Below are 20,282 nucleotides of genomic sequence, written 5' to 3'. Positions count from 1 at the left end.
GTGTGGAAGGGGGTCATGTGGAGGGAGATTCGCAGGAGGGGCAAGTCGCTGATCCGCCTGATTTTATTCGATGCCTAAGATTTTACAGATGATGCGCCAGTGCTTTACCTCGACCGGCGTGATCGACAGGCGATTGCCCTTGCGCAGCACGACCAGATCCTGCAGCGCTTCGTTGGCGCGCAGCTCTGGCAGCGTCAGGTTGCGGGTTTTGTGGAGCACCTGCACATCAACCAGCATCCAGCGCGGCGCGTCGGGTTTGGAGGCCGGGTCATGGTAGTGCGACTGGGGATCGAACTGGGTCGGGTCCGGGTAGGGCATGGATGCCACCCGGGCAATGCCCACAACGCCGGGCTCGGCGCAACTGGAGTGATAGAACAGCACGCCGTCGTCCACGCGCATGGCATCGCGCATGAAGTTGCGGGCCTGGTAGTTGCGCACGCCCACCCATGGCACGGTGCTGCGTGGGGCGGCCAGCGCGTCATCGACCGAACATTCACCGGGTTCGGATTTCATCAGCCAGTATTGCGCCACGGTCAGGTCCTCCAGAGGGAATGTTGAGACGGCAGCATGCGCAGATTGTAGAAACCCTTGCGCAATGGCTGCCCCTGCTGCTTGCGTAAACTCTGGGCAACCTGAAAGCCTGTCCATGAGCGTCCCGTCTTTTCAATATCCCCGTGTTCTTTCCATTGCCGGCTCTGACAGCGGCGGTGGTGCCGGTATCCAGGCGGACCTGAAGACGTTCGCGGCACTCGGCTGCTATGGCATGACGGCCATCACCGCACTGACTGCCCAGAACACCGTGGGTGTCCGCTCCATTCATGGCACGCCACCCGCCATGCTGCGCGACCAGATCGATGCGGTGGTGGAAGACATCGGTGTTAATGCCGTCAAGATCGGCATGCTGCATTCGCCTGAAATTGTGCAAACCGTGGCAGAGGCGATTGATCGCCATGGTCTGCCCCATGTGGTGCTGGACCCGGTGATGGTGGCCACCAGCGGTGCGGTACTGATCGATAACCCGGCGATTGCGGTGCTGGTGAAGGAGCTGTTTCCGCGTGCCGAGGTGATCACACCCAATCTGGATGAGGCAGCCCTGCTGGTGGGTCGCGCGCTGACGACTGAGGCTGACCTGCAGGCGGCAGCGCTGAAGCTTCTGGGCATGGGGGCCCGGGCGGTGCTGGTGAAGGGCGGGCATCTGGCTGGCGAGCAGGTCTGCGATGTACTGGTGCTGGGCGACGGCACTGTGCACTGGATGCGCGCCCCACGCATCGACACGCCCAATACCCACGGCACAGGTTGCACGCTGTCATCGGCGATTGCAGCGCATCTGGCCACAGGCTCAGCGCTGCTGGAAGCCGTCGAGGCGGCACGGACCTATGTTCGGGGTGCACTCACGGCTGGCGCTGCGGTGCGCACCGGTGCTGGCGGCGGTCCCTTGAACCATGGCTTTGCGCCGGTACCTTCCCGATTACTGCCCTTGTAGTCCGGCCAACCGCAACACACTCCAGACACAAAAAAGCCCGCATGCAGCGGGCTTTTTCTTGTGGTCCTGAGAGGTACGCGAATCAATCGAACACCGGAGACTCCACACCCAGCACCTTGTGCAGCTTCGGGCTGGTGGTGGTGTACTGCAGGTGGATCTTCTTGTCCGGGAAGATGAAGGGCGCAGCAGCGAAAGCAGCCAGCGCACATTCGTGGAAGCCGCTCAGAATCAGCTTCTTTTTGCCGGGGTAGGTGTTGATGTCGCCCACCGCAAAAATGCCGGGGATGTTGGTCGAGAATTTCTCGGTGTCCACCATCAGCTGCTTGCGCTCGATGTCCAGGCCCCAGTCGGCAATCGGTCCGAGCTTGGGCGACAGGCCGAAGAACACCATCAGCACATCCAGCGGCACCACGCGGGTCACGCCATCCGCGCCGGTGACTTTGGCGCCAGTGAGCTTGCCGTCTTTCTCGTCGTAGCCGGTGACCTGGCCCACGATGAACTGCATTTCATAGGCATCACACAGCTCGCGCATTTTGGCGACGCTGGCTGGCGCTGCCTTGAAGCCGTCGCGGCGGTGAACCAGGATCACGCTTTCGGCCTTGTTCGGGCCTTCAGCGACGAAGTTCAGCGTCCAGTCGAGGGCGGAGTCGCCACCACCGACGATGACCAGGTTCTTGCCTGCAAAGTCGGCCGGGTTCTTGACGCGGTAGAACAGCTGGGTGTTGTCGAACTTCTCCAGACCATCCACACGCAGCAGCTTGGGCTGGAAAGCGCCCACGCCAGCGGCGATGAAGATGGTGCGGGTCAGAAACTGGGTGCCTTTGGAGGTTTCAACAAAGAAGCGGCCATCGTCACGGCGCTCGACGGTACTGACTTCCTGACCGAAGTGGAAGGTGGCGCCGAAGGGCTCGATCTGCTTGAGCAGGCTGTCAGTCAGTTCCTTGCCGGTGCACACGGGCACGGCCGGGATGTCGTAGATCGGCTTGTCGGGGTACAGCTCGATGCACTGGCCGCCCGGGTAGGCGAGCGAGTCGATCACATGGGCCTTGATCTCCAGCAGGCCGAGTTCAAACACCTGGAACAGGCCGACCGGGCCAGCGCCCACAATGACCGCATCGGTTTCGATGGGGCCGTCGTGCTGCGCGGCGGTGTTGATCACTTCTTGGTTCAGTTGAGGTTCCATGTTGTTCGGTCTTGATGGGGATCGGATGGGCAGCAATGAGGGGTGAGGCTGCCCACCATGAGGCTCAGGGTGGGAATCGGTGGAGTAGCCGGATCAGCGAACGAGTTCGGACAGCTTGCCGGTCTTGTCTTTCCAGTCGTCGGCGTCGGGCAGGGCAGGCTTGCGTTTGGTGATGCTCTTCCATCCAGCGGCACGGCTCAGCTCTGCATTGAGCTTGATGAAGGCCATTTGTTCCGCTGGCACGTCTTCTTCGGCGTAGATGGCGTTGACCGGGCACTCGGGGATGCAGACGGCGCAGTCGATGCATTCGTCCGGGTCAATCACCAGCATGTTCGGGCCTTCGCGGAAGCAGTCCACGGGACAGACGTCCACACAGTCGGTGTACTTACAGCGGATGCAGGATTCAGAGACGATGTGTGTCATGTTGGAAAACGTGTCGATGTAAACCCTCGATTTTAAGAGGATTCCGGTAACAGGGTTAAGGCCGACGGCGACTGGCCGTCGGGTGGCTGGATATCAGCTTTTACAGCACGAGTGCTGCGGCAGAGGTGCGGTGCGACGCGGTATCCACCAGCACCAGCGAACCGAGGATGCGGGAGCGTGCATACGGCAGGGTGACCAGGGCCTCCTGCAGCGTCAGTTCCACATGGCCGATAGCGTTGGGGGGCAGTTCGGTCGCAGCTTCCTCGGCCAGGGTGTTGATGTCCAGCTTGTGCACAATGCGCTTGACTTTGGCCTTGACCCAGCGGTGGCCATGCAGGGCCCAGTAGACCCGGCCTGCCACCAGCGGCTCATCGTCCATCCAGGCGATGGTGACAGCCAGCTCTCGCGAGAGTTCAAAGGTATCCGCAGCCAGCAACCAGTCGCCGCGGGACACGTCCACCTCACGGTCTAGCACAATGCCGGCGCTGTGACCGGCGAGGATGGATTTGGCTTCGCGCACGTGGTTGAGTACCTGTGACACCACTGCCGTCTGGCCACTGGGCAGCACGGTGACCGTCTGGCCAGGCTGCACGCCGCCGGTGGCCACGCGGCCCCAGAAAATACGGCGTCCCTGCGAGGTATCAGACGATGACGAAAACTTTTCTACCCACTGCACCGGGAAGGAAAAGGCTTCCGTTCTTTCGGCGGGCGTGGCCGGCAGTTGCTCCAGCAATTCCAGAAGCGACAGACCTTCATAGCCGCACCAGCCCGGCTGGGCATCGACCACGTTGAAGCCTTTCAGCGCCGACACCGGCACCGTCGCCTTCACGGGAATCTGCGCGGCCTTGGCAAACACAGCCAGCGCGTCGCTGATGTGGCGGAAAGCAAGCGTGGGGTCTTCCACGGCGTCGAGCTTGTTCACCGCGAACACGATGGATGGCACGCGCAGCAGGTTGACCAGCAGCGAGTGGCGGCGGGTTTGCACCAGCAGTTCAAGCGCCGGGTTCTTCCAGTCGAGCTTGGTTGCATCGATCAGCACCACGGCGGCGTCGGCACTCGATGCGGCGGTGACCATGTTGCGGGTGTACTGCTCATGGCCAGGGGCGTCGCCAATGATGAACTTGCGACTCTCGGTGGCGAAGTAGCGGTAGGCCACATCGATGGTGATGCCTTGCTCACGCTCGGCCGAGAGGCCATCGGTCAGCAGGGCCAGATCGGTCTCGCCGCCACGTTGTACGCCGGCCAGATGGTCTTGCAGCACCGCGCGCGAATCCACCAGCAGGCGGCCAATCAGCGTGCTTTTGCCGTCGTCCACCGAGCCGCAGGTGATGAATTTCAGCGCGGATTTGACATCCGATTGCCCGGAGCAGGTCGAGGTGGCCGGCCGGGCGTCGACGGGCTCAGCCCGAACGGTTGTTGCAGTGGTCATCAGAAGTACCCGTCTTTCTTGCGCTTTTCCATTGAAGCGTCAGAGGTTTTGTCGTCCATGCGCGTGGCGCCGCGCTCGCTCACGTCGGCAGCCAGCGTCTCGATCACAATTTCGGCGGCTGTGGCGGCCGGACTGTCCACCGGGCAGGTGCAGGTAATGTCGCCGACCGTGCGGAAACGCACGGTTTTCTCGACCACCTGTTCACCGTCGCGGGCTGGGGTGAGCTCGGTCACCGGCACCAACAGGCCCTTGCGTTCCACCACCTTGCGCTGGTGGGCGTAGTACAGCGAGGGCAGGGCGATCTGCTCGCGCTCGATGTACTGCCATACATCCAGTTCGGTCCAGTTGGAGATCGGGAACACGCGGAAGTGCTCGCCGGGCTGCAGGCGGGTGTTGAACAGCGTCCACAGCTCGGGGCGCTGGGCCTTCGGTTGCCACTGGCCGAAGCTGTCGCGGTGGGAGAAGATGCGCTCCTTGGCTCTGGCCTTTTCCTCGTCGCGGCGGGCGCCGCCGATCAGCGCGTCAAAGCGGAACTCGTCAATCGCTTCCAGCAGGGTGACCGACTGGTGGACATTGCGCGACTCGCTGGGGTGAGCCAGCCGCACGGTGCCGCGTTTCATCGAGTCTTCGACGTTGCGCACAATCAGATCGGCGCCCAGTTCCTTTGCCCTGAAATCACGGAAATCGGTGACTTCGTGGAAGTTATGGCCGGTGTCGATCATCAGCAGCGGGTAGGGGATGCGGCCGATGCCAAAGGCTTTCTCGGCGCACTTGAGCATCACCAGCGAGTCCTTGCCGCCGGAGAACAGCAGAGCCGGGCGCTCGAAAGCGGCGGCGACTTCACGCAGGATGAAGATGGTTTCCTCTTCCAGCGCATCCAGGTGCGAATTGCTCAGCTTGCCAAGCAGTTGGGGTTCGGCGCGTGCGTTCATGCGGTGACTTCCTTGATCGGGATGATGCTGGCAGGTCGTGCGAGCGGACTGGACAGGGACGAGGACTCTGCCGCATCGCCAGATACATGCAAGCCGCATTCCTTCGCGTTTTCGCTTTCCCACCACCAGCGGCCAGAGCGGAAATCCTCACCCAGCGTCACGGCACGAGTGCAGGGCGCGCAGCCGATACTGGGGAAAAACTGGTCATGCAGCGGGTTGTAGGGAATGCTGTTGGCCGACACGTAATGCCACACATCGCCCAAAGTCCACGCAGCCAGTGGATTGATCTTGGCGCATGAGACTGTTTGCCCATTGCTTTGCACCTGCTGTTGTTCGATGTCGTGCACTTCGGCGCGCGCGTTCGACTGCTCGCGGCGCAGGCCGGTGATCCAGCCCTTCTTGCCGGCAAGGGCGCGCTCCAGCGGCTCCATTTTGCGGATGTGGCAGCACTGTTTGCGCAGGTCAATGCTTTTGTACATCGCGTCAGAGCCATTGGCCTGCACGAAAGCAGTCGCCGTAGCGTCGTCGGGGCGGTACACATCGACCTTGACGGCGTACCGTGCTTCCAGCCTGTCAATCAGCGCAACGGTCTCTGCGTGCAGCATGCCGGTGTCGAGCACGAAGATGCTGGCCTCGATGCCCGCTTCCTGCATCAGGTGCGTCACCACCATGTCTTCCACGCCAAGGCTGGAGGCCTGGGTCAGCGGTGTGGACGTGACTGCCGCTTCTTTCAGCACAGCCAAGCTGTGGGCCAGCTTTTCCGCGAAGTCGGCCGAGGGTTTGGCGTAAAGGGAAATGGCGTTCATGCTCCAACCCTCAAGCAGCTGTTGCCGCAAAGTGGGGCTCCACGTCCACCGCATCGCCCTGATATTTGCCAACACCGTAACCGGGATAGGCGGCCAGCACACGCTGGGCGATGTCCAGCTTCTGGTCGGCGCGCAGCACGGCCACGTCGAAGCCGCTGCGCTCCATCTGGGCCAGCTGGTCCACCAGCACGTCACCCGTGGCGCGGATTTCACCGCTGAACTCACGGCGGCGGCGCAGCAGGAAGGCCTGGCTGTAGGCGCGGCCATCGGTGAACTTCGGAAAGTGCAGATCGATGCGCGTGACGCCGTCCAGCGACACCGCAAACGGGTCGGCGTCGTTGGCAAGCACCAGCACAGCCGGGTTGTCGATGACAGGGGTGTGGTCGGCAGCAGTGAGCAGTTTCATGGGGATTCCTCTCAGGCGGTGGCCGTGGTGTGGTCAACGACGGCAAAGCGCGCACCGTTGGCGGCGGCCTTGAACGGGTCGATGCCGACGCGGCGCAGCGTCGCCACAAAGGTCTCGCCCGCCTCGCGGTGGTTGCGGTACGTGGTCAGCACGGCTTCAATCACCTCGGGCACTTCGGCGGCCGAGAACGACGGGCCGACCACCTTGCCGGCCACAGCCGGGCCGCTCAGGTTGGAGCCATCGGCCCCACCCAGCGTGACTTGGTACCACTCCTTGCCGTCCTTGTCGACACCCAGAATGCCGATGTGGCCGCTGTGGTGGTGGCCGCAGGAGTTGATGCAGCCGCTGATGTGCAGGTCGATTTCGCCGAGATCGTCGAGCTCGTCCATGTCCTGATAGCGCTCGGTGATGGCTTCGGCAATCGGCAGCGAACGTGCGTTGGCCAGCGAGCAGAAATCGCCGCCGGGGCAGGCGATCATGTCGGTCAGCAGGCGGATGTTGGGTTTGGCAAAACCGGACTTGCGTGCAGCGCGCCAGAGTTCGGGCAGCTCGTCGCAACGCACCCAGGGCAGCAGCAGGTTCTGGTCGTGCGTCACGCGCAGTTCACCGGCACTGAATTGGTCTGCCAGATTGGCGGCAATGTCCAACTGGTCGGCGGTGGCGTCGCCGGGGGCCTGGCCCAAGCGCTTGAACGACAGCGTGACGATGCGCAGGTCGGGGTTCTTGTGCGGCGCCACGTTCTGCTTGAGCCAGCGGCCGAACTCCACGTCGTCTTCTGCGGCGGCGCGCAAGATGTTGGCGATCTTGGCGTCGGCGCTCTTGCGGTCGCACTGCAGGGTGGGCGGCACAAAGCAGGCGGTGACGCGGTCCAGTTCGGTCTGGGTGATGGTGTGCGGGGCGCCGTCGTGCGTGATGATCTGCTGGTACTCGGCCTCGACGTCATCGATGTAGCGCTGACCTTCGGCTTTGACCAGGATCTTGATGCGGGCCTTGTAGATGTTGTCGCGGCGGCCATAGCGGTTGTACACGCGCACCACGGCTTCGAGGTAGTTCATGATCTGGTGCCAGGGCAGGAACTCGCGAATGGTGGTACCAATCACCGGCGTGCGGCCCATGCCGCCGCCGACCAGCACCTTGAAGCCCAGCTCGCCTTCGGCATTGCGCAACAGATACAGGCCCACGTCGTGCCATGCGGTGGCCGCGCGGTCTTCCTTGGAGCCGCTGATGGCGATCTTGAACTTGCGCGGCAGGAAGGCGAATTCAGGGTGCAGCGTGCTCCACTGACGCAGGATCTCGCCGAAGGGGCGCGGGTCGGCAATCTCGTCAACCGCAATGCCGGCACGCTCGTCGCTGGTGATGTTGCGGATGCAGTTGCCGCTGGTCTGGATGCCGTGCATACTGACACTCGCCAGCAGGTCCATCACGTCGGCCGACTTGTCGAGCGGAATCCAGTTGTACTGGATGTTCTGGCGCGTGGTGAAGTGGGCGTAGCCGGTGGTCAGGTGCGAGCTGACCGACAGGCCGCTCTTCAGGCTGACGGGGCCCAGCTTGTCCTGCGTGGCTTGGGCCTGCTCCAGCAATGCCGCGTTGGGCTGGTCGTACTCGCGGGCGATTTTGGCCAGCACCCGCACTTGTGCACTGGAGAGCTCGCCATACGGCACAGCCACACGCAGCATCGGCGCATAGCGCTGCACATACCAGCCGTTCTGCAGGCGCAGCGGCCGGAATTCATCTTCCGGCAACTGGCCGGCCTGCCAGCGGGTGAGCTGGTCGCGGTACTGGTTGGCGCGCGCTTTGACAAACTGGCGGTCAAACTCGGTGTATTGGTACATGGTGGTCGGGCAGGTCTAAATGGAAATCACTAAATGGAAATGAGTTTTGCGCCGGCATAGGCCAGCAGCACGGACAGCAGGGAGCGGATCACGCGGTCAGGCGTTTTCTTCATCAGATGGGCCCCCAGCCAGATGCCGGGGAGCGAGCCGGCCAGCAGCTTGGCGAGCAGTATCCAGTCCACCGAGCCGATCGAGGCGTGGCCGAGGCCGGCCACCAGCGTCAGCGGCACGGCATGGGCGATGTCGGCCGCCACGATGCGCGGCAGGGGCAGGGCGGGGTAGAGCAGCATCAGCACGATCACGCCAATGGCACCAGCACCGACAGACGTCAAGGTCACCAGCACGCCAATCACGGCGCCGAACAGGATCGGCAGCGACCAGTGGAGCGCGCGTGTGGCATCGGCGAGCGCAGCCGGGGCCACCATGGTGGGGGCTGCCTTGCCGCGAACTGCCTTGTAGAAGGTGGCCGCCGCTGTCAACAGCAGCGCCACGCCCAGCGTTGTGGTCATGAGGGTTTGTGTGGCCGCATTGGCGGGGCCCAGCTGGCTGAGGGCATACAGTGTGACCAGTGATGCCGGAATGCTGCCGGCAGCGGTCTGGCCGACGATCTTCCAGTCGATGATGCGGGCGCGTGCCAGGCTGATGGTGCCGCCCATTTTGGTGAAGGCGGCAAACAGCAGGTCGGTGCCAATGGCCAGATGTGGTTTGATGCCGAACACAAATATCAGAAGGGGCGTCATCAGCGAGCCGCCGCCCACGCCAGTCAGGCCCACGACCAGGCCCACGGCGAAACCGGCAAAGATGAACGCGAAGTCATGCATAGCGGGAAAATGTAACGACGGCCCATATGAAAACAAACTACAGATTAGTTCTGCCGTTATGCGGATAAGCTTATTCACCAGACTCCATGCGGCCCGAGCGGCTTTTTGCCGTCATGTCGGTTTAAGGCGAAGGTTTTTTTCTGAGGCCACAGCAAGGCTGCAAGGTCGCGGCACTGGTACAGTCCCTGCTTTTCATCGCTGCCTCTGCCCCCATGTACCGTTCCTGACGATGGACCGGCTGGCACCCCGATGAGCCAGATCACTAACTTTGCGGAGAAAACCTTGAAATCGATGAAATCTGTCCTTTTGGGCGGGGTGGTGCTGGCCGGTCTGGTCAGCGTTGCCTCTGCGCAATCCACCGCCAAATCGCCCATCCGCATCGGCGAGATCAACAGCTACTCCACTATTCCCCAGTTCACGTTGCCGTACCGCCAGGGCTGGCAGCTGGCGGTGGAAGAAATCAACGTCCAGGGTGGTTTGCTGGGCCGCAAGGTCGAGGTGATTGCCCGTGACGACGCCGGCAAGCCTGAAGAAGCGCTGCGCCACGCCATCGAGCTGACGTCGAAAGAGAAGGTCGATGTGCTCGCCGGTGGCTTTCTGTCCAACGTGGGCCTGGCGCTGGCCGACCATGCGCAGAAAAACAAGCGCCTGTTTGTGGCCAGTGAGCCGCTGACCGACGCCATCGTCTGGGAAAAAGGCAACCGCTACACCTTCCGCCTGCGACCCAGCACCTACATGCAGGCCGCGATGCTGGTGGAAGAGGCCGCCAAGATGCCGGCCAAGCGCTGGGCGACGATTGCCCCCAACTATGAATACGGCCAGAGCGCAGTTGCCAGCTTCAAGGAACTGCTCAAGGCCAAGCGCCCTGATGTCGAGTTTGTTGGCGAGCAGTGGCCAGCGCTGGGCAAGCTGGAAGCCGGCACCACGCTACAGGCCACCATGCAGAGCCGGCCTGACGCGATCTTCAACGTGACCTTCGGCGCAGACCTCGCCAAGCTGGTGCGCGAAGGCAATCAGCGCGGCATTTTCCCGAAGACGCCCGTGGTGTCGCTGCTCTCCGGTGAGCCTGAATACCTGGATGTTCTGAAAGATGAAACGCCCAAGGGCTGGATCGTCACCGGCTACCCATGGGACCAGATCGACTCGCGCGAGCACGCCAGTTTTGCCACCAATTACTACCGCCGCTTCAACGAATACCCCAAGGTGGGCTCGGTGGTCGGTTATGCCACCATGCAGGCGATTTTTGCAGCCATCAAAAAAGCCAACTCAACGGACAACGAGAAGCTGGTCACTGCGATGCGCGGCCTGAAGTTCTCAACCCCCTTCGGTCCGGCTGAGTTCCGTGCGATTGACCACCAGTCCACCATGGGTGCGTATGTCGGCAAGCTGGACCTGCGCGGCAACAAGGGCACGATGGTGCAGTGGCGCTATGCCGACGGCAAGGCCTACCTGCCCGGCGATGCGTATGTGAAGGCACGCCGCCCCGCCGAGGCGATGAAGTAAGGCTGCGCTCAGCGGGCCACGCGCTGCGGTAGCAGGGCATCGGCCAGACGCTGCTCCACCGGCAGCGGCTCGCCGTGCAGACGTGCCGCCAGCAGCTCGCCGCACAAGGCGGCAAAAGTCAGGCCGCGTGAACCCATGCCGGTGCAGACCCAAACGCCTGGCGCCTGCGCGGCGTTCAGTGGCCCCAGCGCCGGCAGCCGTGTCGGCGTCGCGCAGCGCACGCCTGACCATGCGTTCAGCGGGGTCTGCGGGGTTGGCGGGACGGCACCGGCTGCAGCCGGGAGCAGTGCACGCAGGCGGTCCATGTTGTACTGCTGGTCTTCTGCGCGGATATCGGCCTGCGCGTTGTCGCGTTCATAACTGGAACCGGTGATCCAGGCCATACCGGCAGTTCCCGGTGACTCAAGGTCGCCAAGCAGCGGCACGGCAGGAATCAGGCTGCCACCCCCATTCACTGGAAATCCTGGCCATGCGTCGTGAATTCCGGGCGTGTGCGGTGCCCACGTCACCTGTCCGCGGATGGCTTGCAGGGCCAGCGTCTCCGCACTTGCGGCGTCGCCTTCCATGTGCCCAGCCAGTTGCTGGCTGCCAACTCCGGCGGCCAGCACCACCAACTCAGCCGACGCCAGCAACCGGTCTTCATTGCCCCACGCCTTCCACACGCCTTCTGCAAAAGTCAGCCGCGCGACGTGGGCGTTGCCTTGCCACGCGATCCCCGGCGACTGGAGCCACGCCTTCACCAGCTGAGAGGGACGAATCCAGCCCGCGCGTACATGCCACAGCGCTGCCTCGTCGGTGGGCAAGCGGCAGCCTGCCAGTGTGTCTTCGGTTGCTGGGCGTACCCAATCGTGAGCGGTATCTGCAAGTGCGCCGCCCGGTTTCCAGTCGGCGGGCATCTGGCGTGGGCGCTCGAGCGCGCGCTCCAGCACACCGGTCAGGGCATAGTCTTCATCGGGCTGCAGCAGTGCCTCGGCCTGCTGCCAGGTGGCTCGCGCACCGCTGCGCGAGAGGCGAGAGAGCAGACTGTCATCCGGCGAGACATGCGGTGCCAGCACTCCGGCGGGCAAGCCCGACGCCCCCGTTGCCGGTGCATCGGCGGCATCGAGCACGGTGACCTGCCAGCCCCGTCGCGCCAGGCTCGCCGCAACGGCAGTGCCCGCCAGACCAGCGCCGATCACCATGCATCTGGCGGGCGCCGGGTGGGCTACTGGAAGCGAGCGCACTTTGCGGGGCTCCCAGGCCGGGTCGTATTCACCCTGCAGGTTGTCACGCTTGGGCGGAACGCCCGGCACCTTGCGCACGACGAAGCCGCATTGGGTGAGGGCGTCGCGCACGCTGCGTGCAATCGTCCAGGTCGCGATGCGCGTGCCCCGCTTGCAGCAGCGCGCCACGGCCTTGAAGGTATGGAGATCCCAGATGTCCGGGTTGCGCTCCGGACTGAAACCGTCGAGGTAGACCGAGTCGGCCTCGAAGTTCTGCTCGCGCAACATCGCCTTGGTGTCGCCAATGCACAGTGTGAGCAGCACACGGCCACCGTCAAACACCAGCCGGTGCACACCGGGCAGCAGGCCCCAGAGTTGCCGGCTCAGTTGCTCGGCCAGTGGCAGTAAATCAGTGTGAGTGCGGGCACTGCGCAGCACATCGGCGGCGCTGGCCGGAAAGGCTTCGGTGCTGACAAAGTGCAGCAGCTTGGGGCGTTGCGGGTCGGCTTTCCACGCCGCCCAGGTGACCAGAAAATTCAGACCCAGCCCGAAACCGGTTTCCAGCACCGTCCACCTTGGCGCACCTGCCCAGACGGCCGGCAATCCACAGCCACCGAGAAACACCGAACGCGCCTGCTCCAGCCCGCCCAATTCACTGCGGTAGCGGTCGCCAAAGCGCGGGCTGTAGGGGGCACCGCTGGCAGTGCCGTCTTCCAGCCAGTCAATGCGCTCGGGCATCGGGCCGAATCAGGGATTCGGAGGAACGTAACCCTGGACGACGTCGGCACCGTCGCCGAAAAAGTGCTTCTCCATCTGGCGAGCCAGGTACTGGCGCGAACGGGCGTCGGCCAGGTTCAAGCGGTTCTCATTGACCAGCATGGTCTGCTGCTTCATCCATTCGGCCCAGGCTTCCTTGCTGACTTCTTCCCACAGGCGTTTGCCCAGCGGGCCGGGGTAGGGCGGGAAGTCCAGTCCTTCGGCTTCGCGGCCGAGTTTGATGCATTTGACGAGGCGTGCCATGGCGTGATCTTTCGTGTTCGGGTGAATGTGGGCGGAGGGCTTGGCAGGGAAGGTCCAAGGATGATTGAGGAATAAAGAACTGAGTTTTTATTCGTTCCAGTTTTCAGCAAGCGCTTCCAGAATCCATTTTCTTCGTTTCCAACCGGATTTTTCACCGCATTTTCTGAAAAGAGGCCCCTGATGAGCACACGACGTCACTTTATCAATCTTTCCGCCCGCACCGGGTGGGCTGCACTGGCAACCCTTGCCCTCGGCACGGCTCTGGGCACCGCAACGCCCCGTGCCTATGCGCAGGCGGCGCCGCTGACGCTGCTGAATGTGTCCTATGACCCCACCCGCGAGCTGTACGTCGAGTACAACGCGGCATTTGCAAAACACTGGAAGGCCAAGACGGGGCAGGATGTGACCATCAAACAGTCGCACGGTGGCTCGGGCAAACAGGCCCGTTCTGTGATCGACGGGCTGGACGCTGACGTGGTGACCCTCGCCCTGGCGGGTGACATCGATGCCATCCATCAGAACGGCAACTGGTTGCCCAAGGACTGGCAAAAGCGCCTGCCGCTCAATGCCTCGCCTTACACCTCCACCATTGTGCTGGTGGTGCGCCAGGGCAATCCCAAAGGCATCAAGGACTGGGATGACCTGATCAAGCCAGGCATCAGCGTGATCACGCCGAACCCGAAAACCTCCGGCGGCGCGCGCTGGAACTACCTTGCCGCCTGGGAGTTCGCCAAGCGCAAATACGGTGGTGATGCAAAGGCCAAAGAGTTTGTCGGCAAGCTCTACGGCAACGTGGCGGTGCTGGACACCGGCGCACGCGGCTCATCCATCAGTTTTGCGCAGCGCAACCAGGGCGATGTGTTCATCTCGTGGGAAAACGAAGCGTATCTGCTGGAAAAGGAATTCGGCAGCAAGGTGGACTTTGTGTACCCGAGCCTCAGCATCCTGGCCGAACCGCCGGTAGCGGTGGTGGACAAAAACGTGGACCGCAAGGGCACGCGCGCCGCCGCTGAGGAATACCTGAAGTTCCTCTACAGCGAAGAAGCGCAGGACATCATCGGCAAAAACTTCTACCGGCCCACTTCGGCCAAGGCACAAGCCAAATACGCCAAACAATTGCCCAAGCTGAACCTGTTCACGATTGACCAGGCCTTCGGTGGCTGGGACAAGGCCGCAAAAGACCACTTTGCGGATGGTGCGGCCTTCGACCAGTTGTACACACGGAAGTAGCGCAGGTAGAAAGAAGGTGGCGCAGGGCTTGCTGCCTCACTGCAACTCGACACCGGCTTTCTTCACCAACTGTGCATATTTGGCGAGTTCGCTGTGGAAATACTGCGCAGCGGCCTCGGGCGTGGTCGGGTTGATGGTGTTGCCCTGTTTCGCCATCGCCTCACGAACCTCGGGGCTGGCGTAGGCGGCCACGACGGCGGCGTGGATGCGCCTGAGGTCGGCCGCAGGCAGGCGGGCCGGGCCGATGGCGGCAAACCAGCCTTCCATCTGGTAGTTGGGCAGGCCTTGCTCTGCCAGCGTGGGAATGTCGGGCGCAGCCGGTGAGCGGGTGGTGCCGCCAACACCGATGGCGCGCAGTGCCCCGCTTTTCAGGTGCGCCTGCACAGAGGGCAGCGCCAGCACACCCAGGTCGACTTGGCCACCAATCAGGTCCGTCACCATCGGGCCCACGCCCTTGTAGGGAATGTGTCTTGCCTTGACCTGCGCTTCTTCAAGAAACATCTGCGCTGCCAGATGCAGGATGGTGCCATTGCCTGGCGAGGCGTAGTTGTACTGGTCTGGCCTCGCCTTGAGCAGTGCCACCAGTTCACGGAGGTTGGTAGCCGGCAGCTTGTTGGGGTTGATGACCAGCACCAGAGGCGTCGCGCCAATCACGCTGATCGGCGTGATGTCAGCCACCGGGTCAAACGGCACCGACTTGTAGACGCTCGGGTAGATCACGTGGTTGTTGGACACCACACTCAGTGTGAAACCGTCAGGCGCCGACCTGACCAGTGTCGAGGTGCCGACGATGCCACCGGCGCCAGGCTGGTTCTCGATGACCACGGTGTGGCCCAGCTCCTTGCCAAGAGAGGCGCCCGCTGATCGCACGATGGTGTCCACGCCAGACCCCGCGCCCACGGGAAGAATGATGCGGATCAGACGGTCCGGTGCCGTAGCGGCTTGCGCAAGGGCTGTTCGCGGCAGCGCGAGCCAGGTGCCTGCAGCGAGCAGGACGCCGGACGAACCGAGTGCGCTCAGTATGCGTCGCCGCGCGGCGCTCACGCTGTTGGGTGAGGGGTGACAGACTCGTTCAGCGGCTTGTTGTGCTCGGCTCATGGGGGTCTCCTGCGTGTGTGTCCTTTGGTTCGCTCAGCGGGGTGAAGGTGGGTGAAGGTGGGTGCAGATGTGTGAGGCTGCAGCCGTCATGCCACGACAGAATCGCCGTGCAGCTTCTTGATGTGCGCTGCGTCGTAGCCCAGCTCGCCGAGAAGCTGCGTGGTGTGCTCGCCCAGCGTCGGCGGGCTGCTGCGAACCGTCAGGCGCTGACCATCCATCGTGAAGGGCAGCAAGGTGGTCTGCGCGGTCTGTCCGGCACGTACGCCATCGGGCAGGGTGATGTCGGCCAGTCCGCCGGTGGCCTGCAGGTGCTCGTCGTCGTACAGCTCTTCAGGTTTGCGAATGGGTGCAAAGGGCAGGCCAGCGCTTTCGAAAATCTGAGTCAGCTCGGCGGCGCTGCGCAGGGCCAGCCGCTCGCGCAGGATGGGCATGAGTTCCGGACGCAGCGTCACACGCTCGTTGTTGGTGGCATAGCGTGTGTCGGCCTTCAGGTCGGCAAAGCCCAGCACCTCGCAGAAGGTGAGCCACTGTGCGTCACTCACAGCGGCCAGAAAAATCTGCTCACCGTCCTTCACGGTGAAGATGTCGTACACCGCCCAGGCCGAAACGCGGTCGGGCATGGGCGCCGCCGGCTTGCCGGTGATGGCGTACTGCATCATGTGCTGACCAACCAGAAACACGTTGTTTTCAAACAGGGCCGACTGAACCTCCATGCCCTTGCCGCTGATGCCGCGCTGGATCAACGCTCCCAGCACGCCGATGGCGCCGAACATGCCGCCCATGATGTCGTTCACGCTGGTGCCGGCGCGCAGGGGATCGCCGGGCCGCCCGGTCATGTAGGCGAGACCACCCATCATCTGTACCACTTCGTCCAGTGCGGTGCGGTGGTCGTAGGGGCCGGGCAGAAAGCCCTTGTGACTGACATAGATCAGCCGGGGGTGCTGCGGGCCCAGACTGGCGTAGTCGAGGCCGTACCGGGTCATGGTGCCGGGCTTGAAGTTTTCGGCCACCACGTCGGCGCTGGCGCACAACTTGCGGGCAATCTCCACACCGTCCGGATGGTGCAGGTCGATGCCGATGCTTTTCTTGTTGCGGTTGAACATGGCAAAAAAGCCCGCCCCGGCGCCCAGCAGGCGGCGGGTGCGGTCACCACCGACGGGTTCGACCTTGATGACCTCGGCCCCCATGTCGGCCAGCACCATGCCGCAGGTGGGGCCCATGACCATGTGGGTGAACTCCACCACGCGAAGGCCGGCAAGCGGAAGCGGGCAGGGCGGGACGGATTTCTCGGACGTAGTAGGCATGAAGGTGTGGGGCTGAAAACTCGGGTGACCGGTGCGATTCGCTGGGCAGGGCATCAGTGTGTCAGAGCGGTGCGTGCGAGTCGATGCCTGCGCCACAGCGGGTGCGCGTGACGGCGTGGACTCGTCACCTTACCACTGGCGCCACCGGCTTTGGGCAGTGCAAAAAACCCGCTTTCAGCGCAGGGAAAGTCCGGGGTTGCGACACGCCCTTCGTTTAGAGGTAAAATAAGCCTCCGACCCAATGCGGACAAGCTCCTTTTGCTACTAAATGCGTAGCAAAAAAACCATGCCAAGCCGAACGAAACAGCGCTTGTGCATGGTGTGCAATGTGCTTGTTTTTGGGGGTGGAAGCCCCAAATTGACTGCATGAACGCCACACATAACCATTCCCCGAAAACCGATCTCACGGTGACTCATGTGCTCGCCGAATTGCTGGAGCGCCTCGAGCGCAGTGGCAAGCCGGTGGGCGCAGAGCAATACCGCTCGGTGGTGCTGCATCTGGTCAATGAATTCGGTGATGTCGATTCGGGGGCCGAACTGGGCGCCCTGCTCGACACCCACCCCGCTGCGGCTGAGCTTTACGAAAACATCCACTACCAGCACGCAGGGCTTTGCCGCTCCAAGCTGGATGCCTCGCTCGCGGCGGAGCAACTGGCCCGCGCGGCCCTCAGCCGTGCCATGGGCAAGGCTGTCAAACCCTCCTTATTCCCAACCGAACCCCAACTGAAGGAAGATCCAAACCATGGCAAGAGCTGACGCCAAAACCGCTGTCCTCGCTGACGGCCTGCGCTACAAGTCCAAGGTGTCGGGCTCACCGTTTGCGGCCACCACGTCGTTCGGTGCTGCCACCATGTCGTGCTTCATGTGCGGCAAGCACCGCGCCCGTTCGCTGATGGGTACCCGCAAGGTGCTGGGCAAGTCCCAGGCGGTGTGCTCACCATCCTGCAAGGAACTGGATGCCGCTCTGGAGAGCGCTGCCCGCTGAAAGGCTTGCGCGGCAGGCACCAAGGGCGCTGCACTCGCTACGCATTCACATCCTCTGTCAGTCAGTCGTTCTGCATCAGGCAACAGGGGGTCACTTTTTGCCGTCTGGCAGATCACTCGCCTGGCAGACGGCGAAATGGCGAAAAGGCTAAAGGGTGAAGGGCTGAAACGTCGCCATCAGCCTTGCATTTTGCACATCACCCGCTTCCGTTCAGGACCCCAGTGAAGAAAACCTACCAACTGCAGATCGCGGGCAAACATCCCGACCGCCTTCTGGACGCCGTGAAGCACGACATTCGCCGCTACCTCAAGCGGGAACGTGCCAAAGCACTGCCCGCAGGCGCCGACTTCTGGGATTTTGATTGCCGATGCGGTGCCAGCGAACCGGATGCCACTGTGGTGCCGGTGGCTGATCTGATCAGTTTGGTGGATGCATGCGCCCGCGAGGGCCGGCCTTCGGTGTACGTGGAAGTGCTGGCCAAGCCTGGCCTGCGTGTTCCCCGGAGCGACGCTTCATTCAGCCCTGCACCTGGTGCAGGCGGGGACTCTGACAGCGGGCTTTAAAGCGTCCTTCGTCTCACCGAAGTGCCAGATTCCGCGTGAAAGCGGTCATATTTCCGTTCTGGCGCGCGACTTTACCTGTTCAAGGCCTGCCAGACATTGGCACAGGCTCCTTCTGTCGATAACATTTCATTACGCATTGCGCTTTATCAGGCGCCGTCGCGTCCGAGTTGAGACGGTGTCGCTGGAGTGGATGTCATGGCCTTGTATCAGTTGAGCTACATGAGCAACCTTGTCAAACCCGACAAGGCGATGCTGAGGACCATCGTCGAGACCGCGCGGCGCCGAAACAAGCCCAACCAGATCACCGGCATGCTGCTGTGCTGCGATGGCCAGATCGTGCAGGTGCTGGAAGGCCCTGAGGCCGCCGTGCATGAGACCTTCGGGCGCATTGCCTCCGATTCCCGCCACCATTGCATCGTCGAACTGACCAGCTTTGAGGTGGAGCGGCGCGACTTCGAGGGCTGGAGCATGGGTTTTCACATGCCCGAGTTCGGCCGCTTTTCCACCCCGAATGACATGGAATGGCTGTTCAAGCTGAGCCCGGAAGAGGTGGTCAAGCGCGTGGAGCCAGGGCTGGCCCGCTCCATCCTGAAGAACTTCGGCGCAGAAGCCTCCGTCTGACGGGTCGCCTGTGGGCGCTCTGAGTCAGCGAGTCAGCCCTGTGCTGCTCGCAGCTTGTCTTTCTTGCTCGGTCGCCGTCCCTTGACGCCGCCGGTGGCGCCGGGGTCCATCGGGTTGGGCGGCAATGTCTCCACCGGTTCAAAGCCAGCCACCTGTTCCCGCGTCACCTTCATCTGGTGGCGTTTTTCAATCAGTCGCATGTGCGCCTCGGTGGTGGCGCTGACAAAGCTCACCGCCAGCCCACCCATGCCAGCACGTCCGGTCCGGCCGATGCGGTGGGTGTAGTCCACGGCCGAGCGCGGAAGGTCGTAATTGACGACCACTGGCAACTGCGCAATGTCGATGCCCCGGGCCGCCACGTCGGTGGCCACCACCACCTGAACCGCCTTGATCCGGAAGTCCTGCAGCACCTGGGTGCGTTTGCCCTGGCTCAACTCGCCATGGAAGGGCTCGGCTTCAATGCCGGCCTTGCGCAGCTTGTCCGCCACGATCTCGGCAGCATGCTTGGTGGCCACGAAGGCGAGCACGCGGTCCCACTTTTCAGTCTGCACCAGATGGCGCAGCAACTGCGTACGACGGCCAGGGTCAACTTCAATGGCACGCTGACGGATGTCGGGCGCCGCCTGCATGGCGGCGGTGACTTCGATGCGCAGCGGCTCGCGCAGCAAGGTCCCCGCCAGCGCTTCAATGGCAGGCGGGAAGGTGGCTGAAAAAAGCAGTGTTTGCCGTTGCGGCGGCAGCAGGGCCAGCACGCGCTGCAGCTCATCGCCAAAGCCCAGATCCAGCATACGATCGGCTTCATCCAGCACCAGCGTGCCGACGTCGGCAAGGCTCAGGGCGTTGTGATCAATCAGGTCCAGCAGGCGCCCGGGGGTGGCCACCACGATGTGCGCGCCGCCACGCAGGTTCATCATCTGCGGATTGATGGACACACCGCCAAACACCACCGCCACCTTGGGTCGCAGGGGAAGATATTGCGCCAGCCGCACGATGGCCTCACCGACCTGCGTGGCCAGCTCCCGGGTGGGCACCAGCACGAGGCCGTAAACACGCTTCCCGGCCTGTGACCGGGCTGCGCCTGGTGACTGCATCAATTGCTGCAGCAGCGGCAATGAAAACGCCGCCGTCTTGCCCGAACCCGTCTGTGCGGAAACCAGCACATCGCGGCCCTGCAAAATGGCGGGAATTGCCTCTGACTGAACGGGCGTGGGGACGGTGTAGCCGCGCTCGGCAATCGCACGCAGCAGGGGTGGCAACAGCGCCGCTGGGAATGAAAGGGGAGCGCTGGCGTCGTTGGGCATGGAGGGGGCGAGAGGCAGGTGCCGCCGGGTGCAGCCCTTGCGGTATCGATGTGTTGACAGAGCGGGAAGTGTACGCCCCGCATGTCGCGCGGGACGGCGGACCGATGGTTCTGCGAAGATGAGGCCGTCTGCGCACACAG

At 63.1% G+C, this 20,282-nt stretch carries 21 protein-coding genes; 7 read left to right on the top strand and 14 right to left on the bottom strand.

The annotated features are described in order from the left end of the window. Positions 1–63 precede the first annotated feature (63 nt). Complete coding sequence (locus AAG793_RS04040) at positions 64–531, bottom strand: EVE domain-containing protein (protein ID WP_341904359.1); 468 nt, start codon at positions 529–531, stop codon at positions 64–66. A 115-nt stretch (positions 532–646) separates the two neighbouring features. Here AAG793_RS04040 and thiD point away from each other — a divergent pair, with 115 nt between their 5' ends. Further along, positions 647–1,483: a bifunctional hydroxymethylpyrimidine kinase/phosphomethylpyrimidine kinase gene (gene thiD / locus AAG793_RS04035; RefSeq protein ID WP_341904358.1), complete on the top strand. Its 837-nt coding sequence runs from the start codon at positions 647–649 to the stop codon at positions 1,481–1,483. An 82-nt stretch (positions 1,484–1,565) separates the two neighbouring features. Here thiD and AAG793_RS04030 read toward each other — a convergent pair whose 3' ends face one another. The 8 genes from AAG793_RS04030 to AAG793_RS03995 form a co-directional block, all read right to left on the bottom strand. Beyond that, positions 1,566–2,666: an NAD(P)/FAD-dependent oxidoreductase gene (locus tag AAG793_RS04030; RefSeq protein WP_341904355.1), complete on the bottom strand. Its 1,101-nt coding sequence runs from the start codon at positions 2,664–2,666 to the stop codon at positions 1,566–1,568. A 93-nt stretch (positions 2,667–2,759) separates the two neighbouring features. After that, complete coding sequence (gene fdxA, locus AAG793_RS04025; protein ID WP_341904352.1) at positions 2,760–3,089, bottom strand: ferredoxin FdxA; 330 nt, start codon at positions 3,087–3,089, stop codon at positions 2,760–2,762. Positions 3,090–3,189: 100 nt separating this feature from the next. Continuing rightward, positions 3,190–4,518: a GTP-binding protein gene (locus AAG793_RS04020; RefSeq protein ID WP_341904349.1), complete on the bottom strand. Its 1,329-nt coding sequence runs from the start codon at positions 4,516–4,518 to the stop codon at positions 3,190–3,192. Then, complete coding sequence (cysD, locus tag AAG793_RS04015) at positions 4,518–5,450, bottom strand: sulfate adenylyltransferase subunit CysD (protein WP_341904347.1); 933 nt, start codon at positions 5,448–5,450, stop codon at positions 4,518–4,520. The genes AAG793_RS04020 and cysD overlap by 1 nt, the downstream gene beginning before the upstream one ends. Continuing rightward, positions 5,447–6,256 carry a phosphoadenylyl-sulfate reductase gene (locus tag AAG793_RS04010; protein WP_341904345.1) on the bottom strand — a complete coding sequence of 270 codons (810 nt, stop codon included), beginning with the start codon at positions 6,254–6,256 and terminating at the stop codon, positions 5,447–5,449. Before AAG793_RS04010 ends, cysD begins: the two co-directional genes overlap by 4 nt. Positions 6,257–6,266: 10 nt before the next feature. After that, complete coding sequence (locus tag AAG793_RS04005) at positions 6,267–6,662, bottom strand: DUF934 domain-containing protein (RefSeq protein ID WP_341904340.1); 396 nt, start codon at positions 6,660–6,662, stop codon at positions 6,267–6,269. An 11-nt stretch (positions 6,663–6,673) separates the two neighbouring features. Continuing rightward, on the bottom strand, positions 6,674–8,494 hold the full coding sequence (locus AAG793_RS04000; protein WP_341904338.1) for a nitrite/sulfite reductase: 1,821 nt from the start codon (positions 8,492–8,494) through the stop codon (positions 6,674–6,676). 29 nt (positions 8,495–8,523) lie between these two features. After that, positions 8,524–9,315, bottom strand: coding sequence for a sulfite exporter TauE/SafE family protein (locus tag AAG793_RS03995; RefSeq protein WP_341904336.1), 792 nt, complete (start codon positions 9,313–9,315; stop codon positions 8,524–8,526). A 291-nt stretch (positions 9,316–9,606) separates the two neighbouring features. On the opposite strand from AAG793_RS03995, the gene AAG793_RS03990 reads away from it, so the two are divergent. Then, positions 9,607–10,818 (top strand): ABC transporter substrate-binding protein, encoded by a 1,212-nt coding sequence (locus AAG793_RS03990; RefSeq protein WP_341904333.1) that lies wholly within the window; start codon positions 9,607–9,609, stop codon positions 10,816–10,818. Between the two features lie 8 nt (positions 10,819–10,826). On the opposite strand, the gene mnmC is transcribed toward AAG793_RS03990, so the two are convergent. Further along, a complete protein-coding gene (mnmC, locus tag AAG793_RS03985) occupies positions 10,827–12,758 on the bottom strand; it encodes an FAD-dependent 5-carboxymethylaminomethyl-2-thiouridine(34) oxidoreductase MnmC (RefSeq protein ID WP_341904331.1) in 1,932 nt (643 codons plus the stop codon). Positions 12,759–12,767: 9 nt separating this feature from the next. After that, positions 12,768–13,040: an oxidative damage protection protein gene (locus AAG793_RS03980; RefSeq protein ID WP_341904328.1), complete on the bottom strand. Its 273-nt coding sequence runs from the start codon at positions 13,038–13,040 to the stop codon at positions 12,768–12,770. A gap of 180 nt (positions 13,041–13,220) precedes the next feature. Here AAG793_RS03980 and AAG793_RS03975 point away from each other — a divergent pair, with 180 nt between their 5' ends. Further along, complete coding sequence (locus tag AAG793_RS03975) at positions 13,221–14,270, top strand: sulfate ABC transporter substrate-binding protein (protein ID WP_341904325.1); 1,050 nt, start codon at positions 13,221–13,223, stop codon at positions 14,268–14,270. A 36-nt stretch (positions 14,271–14,306) separates the two neighbouring features. Here AAG793_RS03975 and AAG793_RS03970 read toward each other — a convergent pair whose 3' ends face one another. Together AAG793_RS03970 and AAG793_RS03965 are read right to left on the bottom strand one after the other, a co-directional pair. After that, positions 14,307–15,368, bottom strand: a complete 1,062-nt coding sequence (locus tag AAG793_RS03970; protein WP_341904322.1) for a tripartite tricarboxylate transporter substrate binding protein — start codon at positions 15,366–15,368, stop codon at positions 14,307–14,309. A gap of 86 nt (positions 15,369–15,454) precedes the next feature. Then, positions 15,455–16,672 carry a CaiB/BaiF CoA-transferase family protein gene (locus AAG793_RS03965; protein ID WP_341904319.1) on the bottom strand — a complete coding sequence of 406 codons (1,218 nt, stop codon included), beginning with the start codon at positions 16,670–16,672 and terminating at the stop codon, positions 15,455–15,457. Between the two features lie 366 nt (positions 16,673–17,038). Here AAG793_RS03965 and AAG793_RS03960 point away from each other — a divergent pair, with 366 nt between their 5' ends. The 4 genes from AAG793_RS03960 to AAG793_RS03945 all read left to right on the top strand — a co-directional run bounded on the left by AAG793_RS03960 (position 17,039) and on the right by AAG793_RS03945 (position 18,841). Further along, positions 17,039–17,428 (top strand): hypothetical protein, encoded by a 390-nt coding sequence (locus tag AAG793_RS03960; RefSeq protein WP_341904316.1) that lies wholly within the window; start codon positions 17,039–17,041, stop codon positions 17,426–17,428. Further along, complete coding sequence (locus AAG793_RS03955; protein ID WP_341904314.1) at positions 17,415–17,657, top strand: hypothetical protein; 243 nt, start codon at positions 17,415–17,417, stop codon at positions 17,655–17,657. Before AAG793_RS03960 ends, AAG793_RS03955 begins: the two co-directional genes overlap by 14 nt. A gap of 221 nt (positions 17,658–17,878) precedes the next feature. Further along, complete coding sequence (locus tag AAG793_RS03950) at positions 17,879–18,220, top strand: DUF6172 family protein (RefSeq protein ID WP_341904311.1); 342 nt, start codon at positions 17,879–17,881, stop codon at positions 18,218–18,220. A 195-nt stretch (positions 18,221–18,415) separates the two neighbouring features. Next, positions 18,416–18,841 (top strand): BLUF domain-containing protein, encoded by a 426-nt coding sequence (locus AAG793_RS03945; protein ID WP_341904307.1) that lies wholly within the window; start codon positions 18,416–18,418, stop codon positions 18,839–18,841. 32 nt (positions 18,842–18,873) lie between these two features. On the opposite strand, the gene AAG793_RS03940 is transcribed toward AAG793_RS03945, so the two are convergent. Beyond that, positions 18,874–20,142 carry a DEAD/DEAH box helicase gene (locus AAG793_RS03940; RefSeq protein WP_341904304.1) on the bottom strand — a complete coding sequence of 423 codons (1,269 nt, stop codon included), beginning with the start codon at positions 20,140–20,142 and terminating at the stop codon, positions 18,874–18,876. Positions 20,143–20,282 lie beyond the last annotated feature (140 nt).

Source organism: Polaromonas sp. YR568 (genome assembly GCF_943372955.1).
Classification (GTDB): domain Bacteria; phylum Pseudomonadota; class Gammaproteobacteria; order Burkholderiales; family Burkholderiaceae_C; genus Polaromonas.
The sequence above is the reverse complement of the archived record's forward strand: the minus strand, read 5'-3'. Positions and strand labels throughout refer to the sequence as shown.